We start from the raw sequence: 23,457 nt of genomic DNA, 5'->3' as shown, positions 1-23,457 counted from the left end.
GCTACTCCTCTATCAAATCGAGTTCGACTTTTAAATTATCAATTATAAATTCTTGCCTGTCTGGCGTATTTTTACCCATATAAAAACTCAATAATTCTTCAATAGACATTTCCTTATCTAACATTATTGGATCTAATCTAATATTTTCTCCAATAAAATGCTTGAATTCATCTGGAGATATTTCCCCAAGTCCTTTAAATCGTGTGATTTCTACTTTACCGCTTAATTTATCTTGTGCCTGTTGCTTTTCAAACTGACTGTAGCAATATATTGTTTCCTTCTTATTCCGAACCCTAAATAATGGAGTTTGTAAAATATATAGATGATTTTCTTTTATAAGTTCTGGAAAGAACTGAAGAAAAAACGTTATTAATAATAACCTAATATGCATTCCATCCACATCGGCATCCGTTGCGATTACAATGTTATTATATCTTAGATCTGCAATAGATTCTTCAATATTTAAGGCTGCTTGCAATAAATTAAACTCCTCGTTCTCATAAACAATCTTCTTAGAAAGTCCGTAACTATTTAAAGGTTTTCCTTTTAAACTGAAAACAGCTTGCGTATTTACATCTCTGGATTTAGTGATACTACCACTCGCAGAATCTCCCTCAGTAATAAATAATGTAGATTCTAAATATCTCTCTTTTTTACTATCGCCTAAATGAATTCTACAATCACGAAGTTTCTTATTGTGTAAACTCGATTTTTTAGCTCTATCCTTGGCTAATTTCCTGATTCCTGATAGTTCCTTACGCTCGCGTTCAGCTTGTAGGATTTTTCTTTGCAATTTCTCGGCAGTTTCCGGATTTTTATGAAGATAGTTATCTAGGTACTTTTTTAAGAAATCGTTTATATAAGTTCGAACAGTAGGAAGATCTCCTCCCATATCTGTAGAACCTAATTTAGTTTTGGTCTGACTTTCAAAAATCGGTTCCATTACCTTTATGCTTATTGCTGTAACTACAGATTTTCGAATATCTGAAGACTCATAATTCTTACCGAAGAATTCACGAATTGTTCTTACCAAAGATTCCCGATAAGCTGCTAAATGCGTTCCTCCTTGAGAAGTGTTTTGACCATTTACAAATGAATGATATTCTTCAGAATATTGAGTTCTACTGTGAGTAAGCGCCAATTCTATATCTTCACCCCTAAGATGAATGATTGGATATAATTGATCTTCTTCTTTTATACTATCTCCCAGAAGATCTTTTAATCCGTTTTCCGAATAAAATTTTTCACCATTAAACATAATGGTAAGCCCAGGATTTAAATACACATAATTTTTGAGCATCTTCTCGATGTACTCATTACGATATTTAAAATTTTTGAAAATAGATTCATCTGGAGTAAAAGAAACTTTTGTGCCACGACGTCTTGAAGTTTCATCGAGTTCTTCCTCGTTTATTAAATTTCCCTGCTCAAATTCAGCAGATTTAGATCTTCCATCTCTCGTAGATTCGACCTTAAAATTAGAAGACAAAGCATTCACCGCTTTAGTACCCACTCCATTTAAACCTACAGATTTCTTAAATGCACGCGAGTCATACTTTCCCCCGGTATTCATCTTAGAAACCACATCTACCACTTTCCCTAATGGAATACCTCGCCCATAATCCCGAACAATAACTCGCTGGTTTTGAACAGAAATCTCAATGGTCTTACCTGTTCCCATCACAAATTCATCTATACTGTTATCTAAAACTTCTTTAAGAAGAATATAGATCCCATCGTCTGCAGTAGAACCGTCACCAAGTTTTCCAATATACATTCCGGGGCGCATTCTAATATGCTCCTTCCAGTCTAAAGAACGAATATTATCTTCGGTATACTTAGTTTCTTCTATCATAAATAGTTTGTGCCGTTGAGTCGCTAATATAAGGCTTACATTAAAAAATTGAAATAGTTAGCCAACAAAGTAATTAACAAAGAAATTAAGACAATTTTAGTAAGAATTGCTTTTATTTTTCTAAAGAAATTTAATTGATGATTTAGTTATCCGAAAAGCAACCTTAATGGAAAAAGAGCGACATCCTGAACTTGTTTCAGAATCTCATTTCAATGTAAATCAATACCATATTGATACCCTGAAGTAACTTCAGGGTGACGAAAGAACTGTTAGGACAAAAAAAAAACGGATATACATAAAATTGGATATTTCACTCAATTTATTTCTTTAAAGTTAGATATTTTCATCTCAACATATCCCGAAGCTTCCGAATATTTCAAGGTCTTAATTTATTATAATGATTTATATTTTTATAGGAACCGGGACACAATGACGTATTTTCAACATATAATGCTTAACGAACAATCTTTATATAATTACTAAAAACAGAAAATCTCACATTTCTGCAAGATTTTTATTCTGAATTATATTTTATTTTGAACTACACGTTAAATCTAAAATGCATTACATCTCCGTCTTTAACAATGTATTCTTTTCCTTCTACCTTCATTTTACCGGCTTCTTTCACTTTAGCTTCACTTCCTAAAGAAACAAAATCTTCATAAGCGATCACCTCAGCACGGATAAAACCTTTTTCGAAATCCGTATGAATCACTCCTGCAGCTTGAGGTGCGCTGGAACCAACAGGAATGGTCCAAGCTCTAACTTCTTTAACTCCTGCCGTAAAATAAGTTTGTAAATTTAGAAGTCTATAAGCTCCTCGAATTAGTTTTGCCGAACCTGGTTCATCCAACCCTATATCCTGAAGAAACATTTTTCTTTCTTCGTAATCATCAAGTTCTGTAATATCGGCTTCCGTTCCTACCGCCAAAACAATTACCTCAGCATTTTCATCTTTCACAGCAACTTTTACCTGTTCTACAAATGCATTTCCTTCTACAGCTGCTTTCTCATCTACATTACATACATACATTACCGGTTTATCTGTAATAAGTTGAAGATTTTTAATAAATTCTTCTCTTTCAGATTCAGTAAGATCTAGGGCTCTTACAGATTTACCTGCTTCCAATCCAGATTTCACTTTCAATAAAGCAGATTCTTCTTTTTGCGCGTCCTTATTCCCAGTTCTAGAAGCTCTCTTAACTTTTTCTAATTTCTTATCTATAGTCTCAAGATCCTTAAGCTGTAGCTCCATATCTATGGTCTCCTTATCTCTAACAGGATTAACAGATCCATCTACATGGATAATATTGTCATCTTCAAAACAACGCAAAACATGAAGAATAGCATCAGTTTCACGAATATTTCCTAAAAATTGATTTCCTAAACCCTCCCCTTTACTTGCTCCTTTTACAAGTCCGGCAATATCTACTATATCTACGGTTGCAGGTAGCACACGCTCTGGATTTACTAAAGATTCTAATTTTTGAAGTCGCATATCTGGAACGTTTACAACCCCAATATTTGGTTCTATGGTACAAAATGGAAAGTTTGCACTTTGCGCTTTTGCGTTAGATAAACAATTAAAAAGTGTTGATTTTCCAACATTAGGTAATCCTACAATTCCAGCTTTCATAAAATATAATTTAATGCTATGTTTTTGCGGCTGCAAAGATAGGTTTTAATCTTGGAAGTTTAAAGGGTGTGATTACTAAAGAATAGGAAGTATTATATTATTATTTAAGCCGACATGGAAGCATTTTGAAAAGATTAAATGGATACTCTCTTCAGAACTACCTATTTAATATTCTAAGTAATTTTTGCGATATCCAGATATAAAATTATAATTCTTCAACCATTTTAGGGTATTTAACAATTATTATTCGGTTAATTTCAAAATTTTCATCAATTTTATTACTAACTCACCAACTAAAATTAAATCCATGAACAAATTTTTATTAATTTTTATTCTAATATTAGCCCCCGGGTTTTTAATCGCTCAGCAAATCAGTGGAATCGTAACCGACAATTCGGGTGTACCGCTCCCAGGCGTTAATGTATTCGAAAAGAGCACTACAAACGGTACTACCACAGATTTCGACGGAAATTACACCATCACGGTTAATGAAAATGCCACACTGGTATTTAGTTATGTTGGTTTTGAAGAAACTGAAGAAGTTGTTGCTGGTAGAACCACAATAGATGTTGCATTAGCAGATGGAGTTTCTTTAGGGGAAATTCAACTAACTGGATCTAGAAATCCTAACCGAACTGCTACAGATACTCCTGTGGCTATAGATGTCATAGACGTTAGCTCAGTAACAACCCAAACCGGGCGTATTGAAGTAAATGAATTATTGCAATATGCTGCGCCATCCTTTAATGCAAATAAACAGTCTGGCTCTGATGGAGCAGATCATATAGATCCAGCTTCTTTAAGAGGATTAGGACCAGACCAAACTTTAGTGTTAATAAATGGAAAAAGAAGACACCAATCTTCGCTTATTAATATTTTTGGAACTAGAGGGCGTGGAAATACTGGAACAGATCTAAACGCGATCCCAGCTTCAGCAATTAAAAGAATTGAGATCTTAAGAGATGGTGCATCTGCACAATATGGATCTGATGCAATTGCAGGGGTAATAAATATTGTATTGAATGATAAGGTTGGCGAATTTACAGGTAATGTGAATTATGGTTTTTATAGCAACAATCCTCAAGGTGATTTTCCTGATGGAACTGCGAATACAGATGGAAACAGATTAGACACAGAGAAAGACGGAAACCAGATTGGAGACGATAAGTCCTTTGATGGTGGCTCTGTAAAAGTAACTGCAAACTACGGTGTAGGAATTGGGGAAGAAGGTTTTGCCAATTTCACTACAGAATACATCAGTAAAAATAAAACACTGAGACCTGGATTCGATTTTAGAAGAGGTTTTGGGGAAGCTGCAATAGATGGTTTTAATTTCTTCGGAAATCTAGCAGTTCCTTTGACAGATAACTCTGAATTCTACGCATTTGGAGGTAGAAATTATAGAGATACCGATGCTTATGCCTTTACAAGAGATAGTTCTACAGATAGAAATGTTACAAGCATCTATCCTGATGGTTTTACTCCAAGAATAACTTCAATTATTACAGATAATTCTGTAGCTGCTGGTTTTAGAACAGAGACTGAAAGCGGTTGGAAGATAGATGTGAGTAATACTTGGGGAAAGAACTTCTTTCACTATTATATTAAGGGAACTTTAAATGCCTCCCTACAAGGAAGCTCACCAACTAATTTTGATGCCGGTGGACACAGTTTAAGTCAGAACACTGTTAATCTTGATTTCTCTAAATACTATGAAGATATATTAGAGGGTGTAAACTTTGCATTTGGTGCCGAATATAAAACAGAAAACTTTGTGATCTTTGCAGGTGAAGAAGGTTCTTATGCCACTTATGATGGTACTGGGATTGTAAATAATGCTTATGATGATGTGGTAAGAGATGATAATGGCGAACCTATTTTAGACGAGAATGAAGATCCTATTCCAAATCCAATTACAGCGCTATTACCAGCTGGGCCTGGTGGATCTCAAGGATTTCCTGGATATGGACCAACAAACGAAGTGGATAGAAGTAGATCTAATGTTTCTTTATATGTAGATGGAGAATTTGATATCACAGATAAATTCTTAGTGGCAGCAGCAGCGAGATTTGAAGATTATAGCGATTTTGGAAGTACACTTAATGGTAAGTTAGCGGCTCGCTATAAAGTTTCAGATGATGTAAATATTAGAGGTTCTGTAAGTACAGGTTTTAGAGCACCGTCTTTGGCACAGATCTACTACAACTTAAAATTCACCAATTTTGTGGGTGGAGAAGCTTTAGAATCTTTATTATCTCCAAATAATAGTCCGGTTACAGCCTCGTTTGGAATTGGCCCTTTACAAGAAGAAACTGCCCTAAATGCTTCTTTAGGATTTACTGCAAATATTGGAAGTTTTACAGCTACTGTAGATGGTTATTATATAGAAATACAAGACCGTATAGTTCTTACGGGGAATTTTGATGCTCCAGAAATAGAAAATGTTGAAGCAGCACAATTCTTTGCGAACGGCGCAGACACTGAAACTGTTGGATTAGACATTGTACTTTCACATAAAGCGAGATTAGGAGCTGGGACTTTTACTTCTAGTCTTATTGGAAATATTAATAGTATGAAAATCACCGATGTTAAGAATGGTGTTTTAGATGAACAAACTTTCTTTGGAGAACGTGATAAAGCATTCTTATTAGCATCTGCTCCAGATAGTAAATTTATCTTAAACTTAAAATATGACATCAATAAATTTGATGTTGCTGTAGGTATAAATAGGTTTAGTGAAGTGAAATTGTTAGATTTTCAAACCTTTGAAGATATTGCCGAATATGACAATAATTTTGATAATCAAATAGCAGCTGCTACAGATACCTATGACTCTAAGATCACTACCGATTTGAACTTAGGATATAAAATAAGTGATAACTTAAAATTAAATATTGGTAGTAATAACCTGTTTAATGTATACCCAGACCAACAAGATGACTGGGTTGAAGGTGGTGGATATTGGGATTCTGTTCAAATGGGCTTTGGAGGTGCATATTATTATGCTAAATTGAACCTGCAGTTCTAAGAACTTCTTATTTAATATAAATAGAAAAAGCCGAGGAAATCCCCTCGGCTTTTTTATTATCAGATTTATTTTGAGATTGCCCTATTCTACAATATACATTTCATTAGAAGCCTTAATATAATCTTGAGGATTAAACGTGGCTTCAAAACTATTCCTCACCAAATTAAGTTTTAGATCCAATTGATCTACACGATCCTTCAGGTATTCATCTTGCTTATATTTTGAAATTAGCACCTTGTATTTATCTAAATTTTCAAGAATTCTAAAAGTTAAGGTTCCGAACCTAATTTTTAAATTCTGAACTGTCACCATCTGATTATAGAAATTTTGTTTCCAGTTTTCTCCATTCTTATTGCGTTCTTCAACAATTTTGTCTTCAGCTATTTTTGAAATATCCAATATATACTGTGTTCTTTTCTTCGCATCTGTTTCATCTGTAAATCGCTTTTTAAACTCGTTTTTATTAATACCCAGAATACTAACAATATTATCATTCATAGATTTCTCTTGAAGCTCTTTCAACTCATCTAAACTTTTAGCAATTGCGTTCCATTCTGTTTCAATTAAATCCTTATCGTGAGTGAACTGAGAAACAGAAGTAGTTAGTTTAAACATTTTCATACTCTTTTCTCTAAGATCTCTATCTCGTTTGCCAAGGCTATTAACAAAACTCCCAATCCCTTCAAACAAACTTCCTGCAAACATTCCAGTAAATGGAGTTCCTTCAGCCAAATTTCCTGTTACTTGAATAATGTGGCTTAGTGCATCCAATCTTGCTTCATCTTTTTTATTCTCTTCAATATATTTTTCAAATTCTTTAAACCAAGCAGCATACCCTTCATAATTCATAGGATTACTCACTTTATCTAGCGTAGTATAAAAATCTCGGGAACTATTAAAAAGATTCAAGGGTTTGATCTCTCGTTCCATGGATGCCAAGTTTAGTACTGCTGAGCTATAATTGTATTTATAAACGCTAATCACATTTTTATCTAATTCCTGTTGCTTCTCTTCCAAAATTTGAACTCGCTCTACTAGCTTATCTATTTTTTCTGAAGAAGAACTTGTATTGCGAATACTCTCATCGAGGTTTGTGATCTTAGCATCCATCTGTTTGATCCTGCTATCCACATTTTCCTTAAGTAAAGATCTTTCTTTATTAAGCTGGTATAAAACCAATTCTGATACCGATTTATTTTCATCTAAAGATTGGCTAAAACTGTTTAAAGAAAATAACAAGCCTATTAGAAAAAGTAAAAAAATATTATTTTTCATATTATATTATTCACGCTAAATTAAATTTAATAACGAATAGAACAAATTCATATTTTGAAAATCTGTTAGAATTAACAAAGATTTTGTAAATATTTGACTTCCTCACAATTGAAAACATGATTTAAATTTAAATTATAGTGTATTTCATCGATAAAAACGTATCTTTTAACTGATAATCAAAGGAGTGTACTATATTTGCATATCTATTATTTGTTGAACAACCAACTCATTATATATATTTACTAACCAAAAAAAAACATTACATGATGAAAAAATTACAAAGTAATCTGCTAGCTTTTGCAGCATTTAGTCTAATTGGAGTTTACTCTATAAATGCTCAAACTGTCGCTCAGGTGCCAGATCATTCCCATTCTGGAGGAAAGAACGCTCACACTCATGCCGTTTCTGGGTATGATAATTTAGTAGACGATTCATTTGCAATGCATTTTTGTCCATGTGTAGAGGGTGAAGAATCAATTCAAGTAAAAATGGCTCCCAATCCAACATCAGATAAAATAAGTGTCGCAATGTCAAATTCACATATAAAATCTATAGCAATCTATAACTTAGAAGGTAAAAGATTAGTAGATTCTCAATACGATGCTTCAGGACATACCGCTAATCTGGACGTATCTCATCTAAGTAAGGGCTTAATGATAATACAAATAATAACTGATAAAGGAAGAACACATTCTAAAAGGTTTATGAAAAAGTAAACTTTTTCTAAATTAGCCAAAAAAGCCAGAAATTACTTTCTGGCTTTTTTAATTCCCATATTGGACCATTCTAGAATCACTACACTCCACTCCTCACCTTCAGGAGAAAAATATCTATTAACTTCTACAAAACCAATTCTCTTATGGGCATTTATAGAACGTTTATTTCCATTAGCGATCTCCGTAATTGCAAAATCAAATTTGTCTTTATAAAAGCTTTCATAGCTTTGGTAACAATTCTCCAAAACCCCTTGTCCCCTAAAGCCTTTTCCAACACAAACTTGCCCAACTATTAGATAATTATATTCTGATATCATCTTACCTTTAAAAACTATTGTTCTAAATTCATTAAACATTGGGATCAATAAAGGCATTTTAGATTCGGCTACTTTTGTCATTGTTAGTAAATATGCAATCACCTTATTATTGCATACAGCGATAATATGAGGCGCAATATTATTTAACTCTCTTATTAATTCTAAACTATGTGTACAGGTTAAGAATCCTTCAGAAGCTATATTCTCTGCGGAAAGGGATGCGAAATGGTTTTCCCTCTGCAGTTCCAAGATATTTAGCATTTCCATTTTAGAGGTGCAAGCTTTATAAAGAATATCATCCATAACTCAAATTTGTATTTATCTAAATGTGGTCATTTTAATCTGAAATTAAACAAAACATAAATACTTTTAATAAGCTTAATAATTTAGCAAAAATCGATATATTAGTAAGCATTCCGCTCACACTAATCTAAAATACTTAGTTATGAAAACGCGATTCATTGGCTTTCAATTTAACCACATTATATCTTTATTATTTCTAGTATTAATTTTCTTCACTCCAAAACTGAGTTATTCAAATTATTTTCAACAAAACATAGAAATAAATAAATTTCAATATGTGGAATTTAAAGGAGTGGTTGTAGACGAAAGAACCGGAGACCCAATAATTTCTGCACATCTTACTGTTGATGGTAGTAACATTTCCACCATAACGAATAGTGAAGGAGAGTTTTCTTTGAAAATTCCAGCAGATCTTATGAGTTCTAAAGTGACGGTTTCTTTTTTAGGTTATAAAAGCAAAAGTATACCCCTAAATACATTTACAAAAGATGGAAATCAAATACTCTTGGCAGAATCTGTAGAAGTTCTTACAGAGGTAAGTATATTCAAATCCAAGGATGCTAAAAAATTAGTTTCAAACATGCTGGAAAACAGAGGCACAAATTATTTTAATGAACCTAAGTTGATGACAGCATTTTATAGAGAAATAATTAAAAAAAGACGCAAAAATGCATCACTATCTGAAGCTGTTGTAAAAATCTACAAAGAGCCAAACAGCTCTAGTAAAAAAGATGTGGTTGCAATATATAAAGCTAGAAAAAGTACGGATTATAATAGGTTAGATACTTTGGCAATAAAACTTAGAGGTGGTCCTTTTAATACTTTATATGTAGATCTTATGAAGTATACCGAATTTGTTTTTGAAACTGACAATCTTGAAGAATTCAAATTCAGTTTTGATCAGCCTGCAAAAATCAATAACCGATATGTGTATGTTGTAGATTTTGAAGAGATTAATAAATCCTTACCCTGGTATTATGGAAAACTTTTTATTGATGCTGAAACGAATAGCTTGGTAAAGTCAACCTATAAATTGAATGTAGACGACAAAAATGTAGCTTCAAAAATGTTTGTAAAAAGCAAACCTAATAGAGCATTGGTTTATCCTATAGATGTGAATTATCAAATAGATTATTTGCAAAGCAATGGTAAATGGTATTATAGTTATGGCAACGCTCAATTAGAATTTGTGGTAAATTGGAATAAGAGATTGTTTAATTCCAGATATACTTTAAATAGTGAAATGGTAGTAACAAATTGGGAGGATTACAGCGATAAACAACCCACAAATGAAATAAATTATATTAGACCGTCTGTAGTTATGGTTGACGATGTTTCTGGATTTGCCGATGCAGAATTTTGGGGGAACAATAATATAATAGAACCTGAGAAATCGATTCAGAATGCAATCGAGAAAATTCAGCGACAGTTAGAAAACGAAAAAGATTGATTTAATATTATCATACTTCACATTTCGGTTATATAGATTTGTAATAATTAATTATTAAATCCAATCTTCTTAAAATAGTTAGGGGACTGCTTATCCTAATTGGAATATCTTATTCTGAATATAACCTATTGCAAATAAAAGACCTCTCAATACTAATTCCATCTTTACAGGTAAATGAAGATGAAAATTTTTAAGAATTTCCATGGTATCTTTTACTCTAATAAATTATTTATTTTTCCCTTTTATACATATTTATCATAAGATATAGAAGCAGGTACTTTATGTGGGTTTTAATCTTGCTGTGCTTAATAAAAAAATTACTTTGGATTAATGATGGGTTGGAGTCTTATTTATGGTTAGTCATAAATTAAAAAAGGAAATCATGAGTGACGAATTGTCTATTTAAGATATATTTCAAGAAAAAACATACAGAAAGCTTTAAGCATAATAGTTTAAAAACTTCAAATTTGGCATATGAGTAAAAAGAAAACCTCATAAAAAATCCCGTTTAAAAAATTAAACGGGATGGTAATAATGTAATACAGCTATTTAAGCATCTTCATGCATAAATTTTTGCTTTGCAAGTAATTCTTCTTCGGTTTCTACGTGGCTATCATCTGGCACACAACAATCTACCGGGCATACTGCTGCACATTGTGGCTCATCATGAAAACCTTTACATTCTGTACACTTATCTGGAACTATGTAATAGATCTCATCACTAATTGGCTCTTGCGCTTCATTAGCATCGGCTTTTTTTCCATCTGTTAAGACCACATTCCCTTCTAGGTCCGTTCCATCGGCATATCTCCAATCATCTGCACCTTCATAAATTGCAGTATTTGGACACTCTGGCTCACATGCACCACAGTTTATACATTCATCTGTTATTATAATTGCCATAACTCTTTTATTAGTAAATTTAAATTTTAATCAATAAATCGCCAGTAATCTGGGTTCAATATTTCATTGATTTATAGGCGATCTTAATTCTATAACTTTTAATTTCGCAAGCACAAATTTAAAGCCAAAACAATTCATAACCAAATAAGCCTTATGTCAATCGAACTGCGAAAATCACATTTTATAGAACTAGGTAAGTTTTTAAACCAATTTCGAAGAGATGGAATAGAAAAGCACAAGGATGTGACAAATAACGAGGACTTTTTTTATGATTTTAAAGAACAAATAGAAAGGGCAATCCACCATAATGGTTGGTTTACTCCAGATAACATTCTTTTCGCATTGGAGGGTTGGAGCGAATCTCTTAAAGGCTCCAATTTAGATCAATGGGTGAAACCTTATGATTTTAATAATGTAGATCCTAAAAGGGTAGGAATCATCATGGCGGGAAATATACCCTTGGTTGGATTTCATGATTTTATATCGGTTCTAATATCAGGGCATAAAATATTGATTAAACAATCTTCAAATGACATGAAATTGCTTCCAATACTGGCGAAATATCTTATTTCTTTAGATCCAGATTACAAAGAGAAAATTGAGTTCACGGAGGGTAGAATGAGCAATTTTGATGCGGTAATAGCTACCGGAAGCAATAATACTTCAAGATATTTCGAATATTATTTTGCGAATAAAAAATCCATTATCAGGAAAAACAGGAACTCTGTTGCTATTTTAACTGGAAATGAGACTACTGAAGACTTAACAGCTTTAGGACATGATATTTTTAGATATTTTGGTTTAGGATGCAGAAGTGTATCTAAATTATATGTGCCAGAGCAATATGATTTCGATGCTTTTTATAAGGCTTTAGCTCCTTGGGCAACTTTGATGAATCATGCTAAATATGCTAATAATTACGATTATAACAAGGCTGTCTATTTAATGAGTGAGTTTAAAATGTTAGATAATGGATTCTTAGTCTTAAAAGGAGATCAAAGTTTTGGATCTCCAATAGCAACTATATTCTTTGAAAAATATTCAGATTTAGAATCATTGAAAGCCACGATCCAAGATAATAAAGAGAATCTACAGTGTGTGGTTGCCAATGATTTTATAGAAAATGAAATTCCTTTTGGTAAAACGCAGTACCCACAATTATGGGATTATGCAGATAATATTGACACTTTAGAATTTCTTCAGAATATTTAAGATCTTATTTAAACTCAAATTAGTTCCAATAATTAATTATAATCTAGGATGGGTTGCCTCAGTCCGTCATGAAACCTCGGGTCAACATTTTAAAGTAAGCATTCAAATGATAACCTATTCAATCTCAATAATTTTAAGAACAGCACCAGTAGAATAAATTGGAAATTTTAGTTGAATATTACTCAGGGGAAACAATACGGGTTAGGTAAAAAATATTAAAAAATTGCCGGAATTAGAATTCTTCCTTAGGCTTCTAAAGCACCAATTATTATATTTATAACACAAATTCACAGGAACTTTTATCATCTTTGTTTCAAATTATATTTTTATGAAAAAACACAACTTTAGTGCGGGTCCATGTATTCTTCCACAGGAAGTTTTTGAAGAGGCTTCACAAGCAGTTTTAGACTTTAATAACACTGGATTATCTATCCTTGAAATATCTCATAGAAGTAAAGATTTTATTGCTGTAATGGAAGATGCAAGACAACTTGCTTTAGAATTACTAGGTTTGGAAGGTAAAGGCTATAAAGCGCTCTTTCTTCAAGGAGGTGCAAGTTTGGAATTTTTAATGGTTGCTTATAATCTTTTAGAAAAAAAAGCGGCCTATTTAAATACAGGAACTTGGTCTAGTAAGGCAATTAAAGAAGCTAAAATGTTCGGGGAGGTTAATGTAGTTGCATCTTCTGAAGATAAAAAATTTAATTATATCCCTAAAGGATATATGATTCCTACAGATGTAGATTATTTTCATTGCACAAGTAATAATACCATTTTTGGAACTCAAATGAAGGTTTTCCCTAACACTCCTAAGCCAATGGTTTGTGATATGAGTAGTGATATTTTCTCTAGAGAACTGGATTTTTCAAAATTTGATTTGATTTATGCAGGTGCACAAAAAAATATGGGACCTGCAGGAACCACGCTTGTTATCATAAAAGAAAATTTATTAGGGAAAGTTACAAGACAAATACCTTCTATGTTAGATTATAAGGTTCATATAGAAAAGGATAGCATGTTTAATACCCCTGCGGTATATCCCGTTTATGTATCCTACCTAACTTTAAAGTGGCTAAAAGCTCAGGGTGGAATTAAGGCTATTGAAGAAAAAAATGAAAAGAAAGCCGCTCTACTTTATTCTGAAATAGATATTAACCCATTATTTAAAGGATATACTGCAACAGAAGATCGTTCTATTATGAATGCGACTTTTAATCTTTCAGATGAATCCTTGAAAGAAGATTTTGAAGCTATGTTGAAAGAAGCAGGAATCAACGGATTGAATGGTCATAGAAGTGTTGGAGGCTACAGAGCATCTATGTATAATGCCTTACCATTAGAAAGCGTTCAGGTTTTGGTAGATGTTATGAGCGATCTAGAAAGAAAAGCATAAAATATTTAGCTAATTAAGCTATCAGAATTCAAACAACAAAAAAAGCATGAAAATTTTAGCAAACGACGGTATTTCAAAGAGTGGTATAAACGCTCTTGAAAATGCCGGATTTGAAGTGATCTCTGCAAAAGTTGCTCAAGAGCAATTAGCGAATTTTATAAATGAAGAAAAAATAAATGTATTATTAGTTAGAAGTGCTACACAGGTAAGAAAAGAACTTATTGACTCCTGCCCTAGCCTTAAAGTTATTGGGCGTGGTGGTGTTGGAATGGATAATATTGATGTTTCTTACGCTAAAAGTAAAGATCTAAAAGTTATAAATACACCTTCGGCTAGTTCAGAGTCTGTTGCAGAATTGGTATTTGCTCATCTCTTTGGTGGTGTAAGATATCTTCATGATTCCAATAGAAATATGCCATTATCAGGAGATTCACATTTTAAAGACTTAAAAAAGAATTATTCGGCAGGAACAGAACTAAGAGGAAAAACTCTTGGGATTATTGGAATTGGAAGAATCGGGAAAGAAGTTGCAAAATTGGCTTTGGGTGTAGGAATGAAAGTTATTGCCAGTGATGACCATGTTGGTGAATTAGATATCACTCTTAAATTTTACAACGATCAAATAGTGACTGTGCCTATTAAGACAGAACCAGTTTCAGATCTAATAAAACATTCAGATTTTATAACAATTCATGTCCCTTCACAAGCTAAACCTATTTTGGGTAAGAAGGAATTTGAACAAATGAAGCATGGTGTTGGGATTATAAACACTTCCCGAGGTGGCCTTATTAATGAAGAAGCCTTGTTAGATGGTTTAGAAGATGGTAAGGTAGCCTTCGCTGGGTTAGATGTTTATGAAAATGAACCATCTCCTTCCATTAAGGTCTTAATGAACGAAAGAATTTCATTAACTCCACATATTGGTGCTGCAACCTTAGAAGCACAAGATAGAATTGGGATGGAATTAGCTAAACAAATTATAGCAATTTCAAAGATCTAAGAATATATATTTCAATTTATAATAACCAATAATCCTTCTAGAATTTCATGTTCTAGAAGGATTTATTATTTCCTTAAGTAGAGCTCCTAGATAAATATTGTAAATTGTGTTCCTAACTTAATTTAAAAATTATGGCATCCATTCTAGATATATTAAACACTTCTGTTGGAGAGGATTTTATTGCTAAAGCAAGTAAAAGCACAGATGAAAATAAAGATAATATTTCTGCTGTCCTGGGTATGACCTTACCAATTTTGTTGGGTGCAATGAAAGAGAACATAAAAAGCGAAACTGGTGCAGAAAGCTTAAACCAGGCTTTAAATGATAACAAACATGGCGATGTTTTATTAAAAAATATAAAATCTGCTGATTCCACAAACATGACTTCTGAAGGTGAAAAAATTCTTGGACACTTATTAGGAGGAAAACAGGATATGATTACAAAGACTATTGGTAGTACTCTTAATATGAGTGAGTCTTCTGTTTCCAACATTATCAAAATGGCAGCGCCTTTACTTATGAGTGTTTTGGCGAGTCAAAAAAGTAAGGAGAACGTATCTTCATCTGGCTTAGGCGGCTTGTTGGATTCTGTGATGGGATCCTCTGGAGCGCATGACGCTTCTTTAATAGAAACTTTATTGGATAAAAATGGAGACGGAAGTGTGATTGACGATGTAACAGGAATGATTTTTGGTGGAAAGAAGAAAGGCGGCGGTGGACTTCTTGGCGGAATGCTAGGGGGAAAATAATTTGGTTATAATATTTATCATTTTTAAATAAATCAAAATGAAAAACATAATATTCATATTTGTTCTAGGGCTTTTTATATATAGCTGTAGTTCTACAAAGAATCGGGATTTTACTAAAAAAGAAATCACCGCGAATGCCAACGATACTGTTCGTATTGCAAATGACAGTTTAGAATATGAGATAATTGTTATTGAACCGGGGTTCAACTTATTTATTAATAGTATTGCAAGACCAAGAGGTTATTATTCCCAATCTTATCTTGAGAGTAAGAATAAATTCTTAGTTCAGGAATATAATAGTCGGGTTGCACAACCTTTCAGTTATAACCCTAACCTATATATTCAAGAAATTAATTACAATAATTCCGTGGACTACGGTTACGAAGTAAATTATATGCTCTATAATTATTTCGTGTTTTTCTCTAGGGAGTATAATCAACGATTTTCAGTATCCACACGAATATAGGCTCAAGTTTTTTAGTTGCCAAGTGATGTGATATATTTGCACTATGAATAAATTAAAAGAACGTTGGGGAATAGTTACTAATTTTCAACTTGTAATTATTTTATTGGTATTTGCTATAACCGGCTCTTCTGCCGCAAAATTAGCATCTCCGGTGGTTGAATTCTTCGGGATTTATCGTGAAACATCTGCTTGGTACATCTATTGGTCTTTAAGGATACTTTTAATATTTCCTATTTATCAAGTTTTATTAGTTCTCTTCGGATGGATTTTTGGCCAATTTGAATTCTTTTGGGCCTTTGAAAAGAAAATGCTTACGAGACTAGGCTTCGGGCGTTATTTAAATCATGAATAATTTGAATTTATTTCAGAAATATGGGATTTTAGGTTTAACATTTATGATGTTGCTTCCCTCTATTTTAAGTTTTAATCACGTTTTTGCGCATGATTTCAATTTTGCATGCGACGACCATAGCACAACACATCTTCATCAATCTTCTCTAGACTGTGAATTATGTGACTTTCATCCAAGACCAATAATTGTTTATCAATTTTTGAATTTTAATCTGGATGAAGTTTTATTGCCCAATAAAAAATTCTTTAATTCTTACGAATTTTTAAGTGATTTTCAGAAACTATCATTTTCGTTAAGAGGCCCACCTGCCTTATACCAGAATGCATAATTAGTTTTCTCGCAACATCTAAAATGTTGCAATTTCAAATCACTTAATTTTTTATAATGATAAAAGCAATCTTAAGTATACTGCTATGCGCAGTATGTATATCAACATATTCACAAAATTCTATTTCCGGTAAACTCATAGATCTCGAAACAAAGCAGCCTATAATTGGAGGGAATGTATATATTTCAAAATTAGAAAAAGGAACCATTACCAACCTGGATGGTGATTTCCAATTATCCAATGTCCCAGATGGAGATTGGCAAATGGTAATTTCCTTTATTGGTTATACCACGAAAACCGTTAGTATTAAGTCCCCTTCAAAAGATCCAATAATAATAGAATTACAACCTTCTGCTATAGAAATGGAGGAAGTAATTGTTTCTACTCCTTTTCATAAATTACAAAGTGAAAATGTTGTTAAAGTAGAACGAGAATCTTTAGAGGATCTTAGAAAAACAGGGGCAGTAACCTTAGCTGAAGGTATTACCCAAATAGCCGGTGTAGAAAGTATAACTACCGGTGCGGGTATTGGTAAACCGGTGATAAGAGGCCTAAGTGCCAATAGAGTTTTGGTTTATGCACAAGGTGTTAGATTAGAAAATCAGCAATTTGGTGATGAACATGGATTGGGAATTAGTGCTAGCGGGGTAGAAAGTGTAGAAGTGATTAAGGGACCTGCGTCTTTATTATATGGAAGCGATGCCCTAGGTGGAGTGTTATATTTAAATCCTGAAAAATATGCCCATGCAGATAGTACCAGTATAGATGCAAGTTATAATTATTTTACGAATACAATTGGCTCTGAAGCTAATCTAGGTTTAAAAACTTCTGGCGAAAATTGGAGCGGTCTAGTGCGTGGTAATTATGCCGTACACAGTGATTATGAAACCGGTGATGGGGTTCGGGTTACCAATTCCCGTTTTGAAGAGAAAGATCTAAAAGCAGGAGTAGGATATCAAGACACTAAATATAAGGGGGACTTTAGATACAATTATAACAATACCTATATTGGAATTCCCGAGGAAATTGGAGAGCAAACTACTTCAAAAGACTTAATTTCTCCTTATCAGAAGTTAGACAACCATATTGCGAGCCTTACCAATAAAATATTTCTACAAAATTCCAGTGTAGATCTAAAAGTGGGATATCTTTTTAATGACAGAAAAGAGTTTGAGGAAGGATCTCCAGATCCTGCCTTAGATATGCATTTGGAAACTTTGAATTACGACCTCAAATATAACGCCGCTGTTTGGGGAAATTTCGAAACTATTTTTGGGGTACAGGGCTTGTTCCAAACCAATAAAAACTTTGGAGAGGAATTATTGATTCCAGATGCTTCCGTCCGTGATTTTGGAATTTTGGGAACTACACATTATCACTTAGAAAACCTGGATATTCAAGGAGGATTTAGATTTGATACAAGGAATATCACTACCAAAGAAAATGGGACAATAGGAGAACCTGGATATTTTCAGGCTATAGATCGAGATTTTACAAGTTATAATGGTTCCTTGGGTGTTAAATTCAATTTATTTGAAAACTTTGTTACCAGAATAAATGCTGCAACTGGTTTTAGAGCACCCAATCTGGCAGAACTTAGTTCCAACGGTGTTCACGAAGGAACCAATAGATATGAAATCGGAAATGCTGACTTGGAAAACGAGCAAAATATTCAGCTAGACTTATCGCTGGAATATCGCAACGAGCATTTTGAACTCTTTGGAAATGCTTTTTACAACAAGATCAATAACTATATATTTATTGCTCCTACAGATGATTTTATAGAGGAAAATAGAATTTTTGGATATACCCAAGACAATGCAAGATTATACGGAGGAGAGGCCGGCTTTCACTTGCATCCGCACCCTATAGATTGGTTACACCTGGAAAGTAGTTTAGAGCTAGTAATTGGTGAAAAAGATAATGGTGAAAACTTACCATTTATACCGGCAACCTCTGTTACCAACACATTAAGAGTAGAGTTTAGCCAGTTAAAAGGTTTTTCTAATAGTTACTCTTTTGTGACCGTAAAAACTACCGGCGCTCAAAATAAGATTAGCAATTTTGAAACTAGTACTAACGGATATACCTTGGTGAATGCAGGAATTGGAGGAACTATATTTCTAAATAAATTACCTCTGGAATTAAGAATTAGTGGAAATAACCTTTTAAATAAAAACTATATTTCTCACCTATCTCGGTTAAAACCTGATGGAATAGCGAATATGGGAAGAAATATTTCTTTTGGTATTCAGACGAAATTTTAAAAATAAATTAATAAATTAAGCCTCCAAGATTTAATTCTTGGAGGCTTATATTTTAACTTTTTTTAATTTATTTATTGCACAATTTCTGCTTCCATAATATACTCTTCTTGAATGGATTCTTTCTTCCAAACAAATGTATAGAACCACATTAAAGTAAATGTTGGAATTATATCTGTAAATGGCAATAGCTCTTCAATAAAAACTAAAACTGAAGCAATTTTACCTTTCTTACCAGGATACATTTGAGTCATTTTATTAGCAGCAAATGGTGCCCAGGCTAGATCTAGAAAAGGCCCAACTAATGGAATTGCCATAGTTGCCATCCCCACTACATCATACATTAATCCTTTTATTAATAATTTGTTTTTTATATTTTTCATCGGTTTTTTAAATTTTATATTTAATACAAATCAAAAAAAATGCCAATTATTTTAGATCAGAACTTATAAGTTTGAGGAACTCATTTCTAGTTTCAATTTGCTTGAATTGTCCTCTAAATCCTGAAGTAGTTGTAACGCTATTTTGTTTTTGAACTCCACGCATCATCATACACATATGTTGCGCCTCTATAACAACCGCTACTCCCTGAGGCTTTAGGGTATTATTGATGCATTCTAAGATATCATGTGTTAAACGTTCCTGCACTTGTAATCTTCTGGCAAATACATCTACAACTCTTGGTATTTTACTTAACCCAACGATTTTACCATTTGGGATGTACGCAATATGTGCTTTTCCGAAAAATGGTAACATATGGTGTTCACATAAGGAATAAACTTCTATATCTTTTACAACAACCATCTCGTCATAGCTTTCACTAAACTTGGCATCGTTTAAAATCTTAACAGGATCTGCATCGTAGCCCTGAGTAAGGAACTGCATCGCTTTTGCAGCTCGCTCGGGAGTTTTAAGAATCCCTTCCCGGGAAGTATCCTCCCCTAGCGCATGAATAATTTGCTTGAAATTATTTGTGAGATCTTCAGTAACCTCTTCGTTATATTCTTCAAAAAATTGATACATACTATATTTTGGCCTTTTTTAATTTATCAGCAAATAACTGTTGTAATTTTTTAATCTTTGGATCTATAATTACTTGACAATATTGTTGTTGTCTGTGCTTAGAGTAATATTCCTTGTGCTCAGCTTCAGCCTCGTAAAAAGGAGAAGCTTGGGTGATTTCAGTTACGATAGGGTCTATAAACACGTCTTCATCTTCAAGAGTCTTCACAATTGCTTCAGCCTCTAGCTTTTGACCTTCAGAATGATAAAAAATAGCACTTCTATATTGAGTTCCTTTATCGTACTGTTGTCTATTTAAAGTTGTGGGATCGTGAGTGCTGAAGAAAATTAGCAATAATTCTTTAAAGGATATAACTTTTGAATCAAAATGAACCTCAATAGCTTCAGCGTGACCAGTTCTTCCCGAAATTATTTCCCTGTAAGCAGGATTTTTTATTTGTCCTCCAGTAAACCCAGGAATCACCTTACTTACCCCTTCTATTCTTTCAAAAACAGCCTCTGTACACCAGAAACATCCTCCCGCAAGAGTAGCTATATTAAATTCTATATTTTCCATACTTACAAATGTTATTTAAAATTAGTGAATTAATAAAAAAAGAAGAGTTTTTAACGATTAATTGGGTTCTGTTGAAAATAAATCGCAATTCTTTCGTAATGTTGTAATCCCAAGGATTGCTGTTATTTTATAATGTATTTATGTCTCTTAAAAAAATTTTCCTTTTATTGGTCTGTTTACCTCTCTTTACATTACAAGCTCAAAACAGCCTTGACTCCAAAATTTCAAGAAAGTCTTATCAAGCACAAAGAATTGCCAATGCTCCCATAATAGATGGATTGCTCGATGATACTATCTGGAAAGAAGTTCCAAGCGCTACAGACTTTGTTATGTCCGAACCCGGAAATGGAACTCCAAGTAGAACAACCCATCCAACCATAGTTAAGCTGGCTTATGATGATGAAGCTATTTACATCGCAGCTTCCATGAAAGACAATGAACCAGAGCGAATATTACGCCAATTTACTCAGCGAGATAACATAGAACAATCAGATTTTTTCTTGATAGATATTAATACTTATAATGATGGCGAGAATCAAACCAGATTTGTAATCACTTCAGCAGGGGCTATTGCAGATGCTAAAATGTCTGGGAATGATGAAGACTATAGTTATAATGTAGTTTGGGAAGGAGAAATTTCTTATGATGAAAATGGATGGTATGCAGAAATAAAGATTCCTTACGCTGCTTTAAGGTTTCCAAAAAAGGAAGAACAATTATGGAGTATTCAATTTGGGAGAAAAATATTGCATTTAAATGAATTTTATACTTGGAACTATATAGACAAATCTATTGGAAAGGATACCCAGTACAATGGTTTACTAACTGGAATAAAAAATATTGACCCTCCAGTGAGGTTGAGCTTTTACCCTTATGCTTCTGCTGAAGTTGATAATTTTAATGGAAGCACAGCAAGTAATTTTAGTGCTGGACTCGACTTTAAATATGGTATTTCTGATGCTTTTACTTTAGATGCAACACTAATACCAGATTTTGGACAGACCGCATTTGATAAAGTTGAATTAAATTTAGGACCTTTCGAACAGGCATTTGGAGAAAACCGAGCTTTTTTTACTGAAGGAACCGAACTATTTACCAAGGGAAATCTGTTCTATTCCAGACGTATAGGAGATGCACCACTAGGTTTTAATTCGGCACAAACTAATTTATTGGATAATGAAATCTTAGTAGAAAATCCCGATAAGGCAGATCTTTTAAATGCGGTAAAGATCTCTGGGAGAACAGATAACGGATTAGGCATTGGTTTTTTCAACGCAATTACCCAAGAGACTGAAGCTATTATTGGGGATACCTTAAGTGGTTTAAATAGAAAAATTATAACCGAACCCTTCGCTAATTATAATATCCTAGTCTTGGATCAGCAATACAATCAAAATTCATCTATCACTCTTATTAATACCAATGTTACTAGAAATGGACACGCCCGCGATGGGAATGTAACTGGTTTTTTATTTGATATTAATAATAAATCAAATTCCTTTAATTATACTGGAGAAGCAAAAATGAGTAATGTGAATAAACTGGGAGGTAATATTTCAGGTTTTGCTTCAGAATTTTATATAGACAGAACTAAAGGAAATTTTAGATATGCGCTAGCTCATGAATTTGCAAACGAAACTTATGACATTAACGATCTAGGATTGAATTTCATTAACAATTATAATAATTTTCACGTAGAAACTTCCTATAGAATATTTGAACCTACCAAAAGTTTAAATACATTTAATATTAGACTGTTCGCAGATCAACAAAGACGGTATATTCCTAATGTTGAAACCTCATTTAATATTGGCGCAAACTACTTTGCAGTAAATTTAGAAAGGTTTGCTTTCGGAAATTTTATTAAATACACCACAAAACGCAAAGATTTCTTTGAAGCTAGAAGAAATGGGAAATTTGTGAATTATAATGCGAATGTTGTCATAGACGGTTTTATTTCATCAGACTATAGAAAGAGATTTGCACTAGATATAAATGCAAATTATCAAGGTTACTTCAAATCTGAACAAGATTATTTTAGAATTGCTATAAGTCCACGATTTAGGTTCAATAACAAATTTTCAATGATTTACAGTGTTAATTATTCGACCTCAAAAAACAGAAATAGCTTCGTAGCCTTAGAGCCTGATAAGGAAATTTTCGGCTTAAGAGATGTACAAAGCGTAGAAAATTCCATACAAGCTAGTTACAATTTCAGCACGAAACAGGCTTTAAACTTGAGTTTTCGGAATTTTTGGTCTATTGCAGATTTTAAGGAAAATAATTACAGCCTTTTACAGGAGGATGGAGATCTTTCTCCATTAAATTATCAGGTAACCTCTGATAATGATCCTAATGCTAACTTTAATATATGGAATTTTGACCTTAGTTATAATTGGCAGTTTGCACCGGGCAGTGAGGCAATACTCTTATATAGAAACTCAATATTTAATTTTGACAAGCAGAGTGATATACAATTTACAGAAAGTTTACAAAATTTATTCAATCAAGATCTTAGACAAAATCTATCTTTGAGACTCGTTTATTATATAGATTATAATATTGCTAAAAATATTTTTAAAGGCTGACGCCCTCTAGTCTAACTTTAATATTGAAACCTTAAGTCTTTTA

General features: G+C 33.0%; 20 protein-coding genes. 12 read left to right on the top strand and 8 right to left on the bottom strand.

Translation table 11 applies throughout. The features are described from left to right. Position 1: 1 nt before the first annotated feature. A complete protein-coding gene (locus I130_RS09630) occupies positions 2-1,855 on the bottom strand; it encodes a DNA topoisomerase IV subunit B (RefSeq protein WP_034922231.1) in 1,854 nt (617 codons plus the stop codon). 541 nt (positions 1,856-2,396) lie between these two features. Continuing rightward, positions 2,397-3,491 (bottom strand): redox-regulated ATPase YchF, encoded by a 1,095-nt coding sequence (gene ychF, locus I130_RS09625; protein ID WP_034922228.1) that lies wholly within the window; start codon positions 3,489-3,491, stop codon positions 2,397-2,399. Positions 3,492-3,798: 307 nt separating this feature from the next. On the opposite strand from ychF, the gene I130_RS09620 reads away from it, so the two are divergent. Next, positions 3,799-6,519: a TonB-dependent receptor gene (locus tag I130_RS09620; protein ID WP_034922226.1), complete on the top strand. Its 2,721-nt coding sequence runs from the start codon at positions 3,799-3,801 to the stop codon at positions 6,517-6,519. 81 nt (positions 6,520-6,600) lie between these two features. On the opposite strand, the gene I130_RS09615 is transcribed toward I130_RS09620, so the two are convergent. Next, entirely contained in the window at positions 6,601-7,794 is a 1,194-nt protein-coding gene (locus I130_RS09615; RefSeq protein WP_034922222.1) for a hypothetical protein, read from the bottom strand. 263 nt (positions 7,795-8,057) lie between these two features. On the opposite strand from I130_RS09615, the gene I130_RS09610 reads away from it, so the two are divergent. After that, positions 8,058-8,510 carry a T9SS type A sorting domain-containing protein gene (locus I130_RS09610; RefSeq protein ID WP_034922219.1) on the top strand — a complete coding sequence of 151 codons (453 nt, stop codon included), beginning with the start codon at positions 8,058-8,060 and terminating at the stop codon, positions 8,508-8,510. Positions 8,511-8,542: 32 nt separating this feature from the next. Here the strand turns inward: I130_RS09610 and I130_RS09605 are convergent, their stop codons facing one another. Then, entirely contained in the window at positions 8,543-9,130 is a 588-nt protein-coding gene (locus I130_RS09605; RefSeq protein ID WP_034922214.1) for a hypothetical protein, read from the bottom strand. A 142-nt stretch (positions 9,131-9,272) separates the two neighbouring features. Here I130_RS09605 and I130_RS09600 point away from each other — a divergent pair, with 142 nt between their 5' ends. After that, positions 9,273-10,580 (top strand): carboxypeptidase-like regulatory domain-containing protein, encoded by a 1,308-nt coding sequence (locus tag I130_RS09600; RefSeq protein ID WP_034922211.1) that lies wholly within the window; start codon positions 9,273-9,275, stop codon positions 10,578-10,580. A 549-nt stretch (positions 10,581-11,129) separates the two neighbouring features. Here the strand turns inward: I130_RS09600 and I130_RS09595 are convergent. Beyond that, the gene (locus I130_RS09595; protein ID WP_034922209.1) at positions 11,130-11,483 is read right to left on the bottom strand and encodes a 4Fe-4S dicluster domain-containing protein; all 354 of its coding nucleotides are present in this window, start codon (positions 11,481-11,483) and stop codon (positions 11,130-11,132) included. 153 nt (positions 11,484-11,636) lie between these two features. Between I130_RS09595 and I130_RS09590 the strand changes: the two genes are divergently transcribed. The 8 genes from I130_RS09590 (at position 11,637) to I130_RS09555 (ending at position 19,250) form a co-directional block, all read left to right on the top strand. Further along, positions 11,637-12,695, top strand: coding sequence for an acyl-CoA reductase (locus tag I130_RS09590; protein WP_034922206.1), 1,059 nt, complete (start codon positions 11,637-11,639; stop codon positions 12,693-12,695). Positions 12,696-13,023: 328 nt separating this feature from the next. Beyond that, entirely contained in the window at positions 13,024-14,088 is a 1,065-nt protein-coding gene (gene serC, locus I130_RS09585) for a 3-phosphoserine/phosphohydroxythreonine transaminase (protein WP_034922203.1), read from the top strand. A gap of 46 nt (positions 14,089-14,134) precedes the next feature. Continuing rightward, positions 14,135-15,088 carry a D-2-hydroxyacid dehydrogenase gene (locus I130_RS09580; RefSeq protein WP_034922201.1) on the top strand — a complete coding sequence of 318 codons (954 nt, stop codon included), beginning with the start codon at positions 14,135-14,137 and terminating at the stop codon, positions 15,086-15,088. Between the two features lie 131 nt (positions 15,089-15,219). Continuing rightward, the gene (locus tag I130_RS09575) at positions 15,220-15,837 is read left to right on the top strand and encodes a DUF937 domain-containing protein (RefSeq protein ID WP_034922198.1); all 618 of its coding nucleotides are present in this window, start codon (positions 15,220-15,222) and stop codon (positions 15,835-15,837) included. 37 nt (positions 15,838-15,874) lie between these two features. After that, a complete protein-coding gene (locus I130_RS09570) occupies positions 15,875-16,303 on the top strand; it encodes a DUF6146 family protein (RefSeq protein WP_034922195.1) in 429 nt (142 codons plus the stop codon). A 43-nt stretch (positions 16,304-16,346) separates the two neighbouring features. Beyond that, entirely contained in the window at positions 16,347-16,655 is a 309-nt protein-coding gene (locus I130_RS09565) for a DUF6787 family protein (protein ID WP_034922193.1), read from the top strand. After that, on the top strand, positions 16,648-16,983 hold the full coding sequence (locus tag I130_RS09560) for a hypothetical protein (RefSeq protein ID WP_232224050.1): 336 nt from the start codon (positions 16,648-16,650) through the stop codon (positions 16,981-16,983). Before I130_RS09565 ends, I130_RS09560 begins: the two co-directional genes overlap by 8 nt. Before the next feature lie 56 nt (positions 16,984-17,039). After that, complete coding sequence (locus I130_RS09555) at positions 17,040-19,250, top strand: TonB-dependent receptor (protein WP_034922191.1); 2,211 nt, start codon at positions 17,040-17,042, stop codon at positions 19,248-19,250. Between the two features lie 71 nt (positions 19,251-19,321). Here I130_RS09555 and I130_RS09550 read toward each other — a convergent pair whose 3' ends face one another. From I130_RS09550 to msrA, 3 genes are read right to left on the bottom strand one after another with little or no spacing between them, the layout of a single operon-like run. Then, the gene (locus I130_RS09550; RefSeq protein ID WP_034922188.1) at positions 19,322-19,630 is read right to left on the bottom strand and encodes a hypothetical protein; all 309 of its coding nucleotides are present in this window, start codon (positions 19,628-19,630) and stop codon (positions 19,322-19,324) included. A gap of 46 nt (positions 19,631-19,676) precedes the next feature. Further along, complete coding sequence (gene folE, locus I130_RS09545) at positions 19,677-20,270, bottom strand: GTP cyclohydrolase I FolE (protein ID WP_034922186.1); 594 nt, start codon at positions 20,268-20,270, stop codon at positions 19,677-19,679. Position 20,271: 1 nt separating this feature from the next. Further along, positions 20,272-20,826 (bottom strand): peptide-methionine (S)-S-oxide reductase MsrA, encoded by a 555-nt coding sequence (msrA, locus tag I130_RS09540; RefSeq protein WP_034922181.1) that lies wholly within the window; start codon positions 20,824-20,826, stop codon positions 20,272-20,274. Between the two features lie 140 nt (positions 20,827-20,966). Between msrA and I130_RS09535 the strand changes: the two genes are divergently transcribed. Further along, positions 20,967-23,414 (top strand): DUF5916 domain-containing protein, encoded by a 2,448-nt coding sequence (locus I130_RS09535; protein ID WP_034922178.1) that lies wholly within the window; start codon positions 20,967-20,969, stop codon positions 23,412-23,414. Positions 23,415-23,457: the final 43 nt, after the last annotated feature.

It is taken from the genome of Gillisia sp. CAL575 (assembly GCF_000403785.1).
Lineage (GTDB): Bacteria > Bacteroidota > Bacteroidia > Flavobacteriales > Flavobacteriaceae > Gillisia.
The sequence above is the reverse complement of the archived record's forward strand: the minus strand, read 5'-3'. Positions and strand labels throughout refer to the sequence as shown.

Bases quoted from the DNA above. Each gene is read 5' to 3' on its own strand.
- I130_RS09630 (WP_034922231.1), bottom strand. From the start codon at position 1,855: ATGATAGAAGAAACTAAGTATACCGAAGATAATATTCGTTCTTTAGAC.
- ychF (WP_034922228.1), bottom strand. From the start codon at position 3,491: ATGAAAGCTGGAATTGTAGGATTACCTAATGTTGGAAAATCAACACTT.
- I130_RS09620 (WP_034922226.1), top strand. From the start codon at position 3,799: ATGAACAAATTTTTATTAATTTTTATTCTAATATTAGCCCCCGGGTTT.
- I130_RS09615 (WP_034922222.1), bottom strand. From the start codon at position 7,794: ATGAAAAATAATATTTTTTTACTTTTTCTAATAGGCTTGTTATTTTCT.
- I130_RS09610 (WP_034922219.1), top strand. From the start codon at position 8,058: ATGATGAAAAAATTACAAAGTAATCTGCTAGCTTTTGCAGCATTTAGT.
- I130_RS09605 (WP_034922214.1), bottom strand. From the start codon at position 9,130: ATGGATGATATTCTTTATAAAGCTTGCACCTCTAAAATGGAAATGCTA.
- I130_RS09600 (WP_034922211.1), top strand. From the start codon at position 9,273: ATGAAAACGCGATTCATTGGCTTTCAATTTAACCACATTATATCTTTA.
- I130_RS09595 (WP_034922209.1), bottom strand. From the start codon at position 11,483: ATGGCAATTATAATAACAGATGAATGTATAAACTGTGGTGCATGTGAG.
- I130_RS09590 (WP_034922206.1), top strand. From the start codon at position 11,637: ATGTCAATCGAACTGCGAAAATCACATTTTATAGAACTAGGTAAGTTT.
- serC (WP_034922203.1), top strand. From the start codon at position 13,024: ATGAAAAAACACAACTTTAGTGCGGGTCCATGTATTCTTCCACAGGAA.
- I130_RS09580 (WP_034922201.1), top strand. From the start codon at position 14,135: ATGAAAATTTTAGCAAACGACGGTATTTCAAAGAGTGGTATAAACGCT.
- I130_RS09575 (WP_034922198.1), top strand. From the start codon at position 15,220: ATGGCATCCATTCTAGATATATTAAACACTTCTGTTGGAGAGGATTTT.
- I130_RS09570 (WP_034922195.1), top strand. From the start codon at position 15,875: ATGAAAAACATAATATTCATATTTGTTCTAGGGCTTTTTATATATAGC.
- I130_RS09565 (WP_034922193.1), top strand. From the start codon at position 16,347: ATGAATAAATTAAAAGAACGTTGGGGAATAGTTACTAATTTTCAACTT.
- I130_RS09560 (WP_232224050.1), top strand. From the start codon at position 16,648: ATGAATAATTTGAATTTATTTCAGAAATATGGGATTTTAGGTTTAACA.
- I130_RS09555 (WP_034922191.1), top strand. From the start codon at position 17,040: ATGATAAAAGCAATCTTAAGTATACTGCTATGCGCAGTATGTATATCA.
- I130_RS09550 (WP_034922188.1), bottom strand. From the start codon at position 19,630: ATGAAAAATATAAAAAACAAATTATTAATAAAAGGATTAATGTATGAT.
- folE (WP_034922186.1), bottom strand. From the start codon at position 20,270: ATGTATCAATTTTTTGAAGAATATAACGAAGAGGTTACTGAAGATCTC.
- msrA (WP_034922181.1), bottom strand. From the start codon at position 20,826: ATGGAAAATATAGAATTTAATATAGCTACTCTTGCGGGAGGATGTTTC.
- I130_RS09535 (WP_034922178.1), top strand. From the start codon at position 20,967: ATGTCTCTTAAAAAAATTTTCCTTTTATTGGTCTGTTTACCTCTCTTT.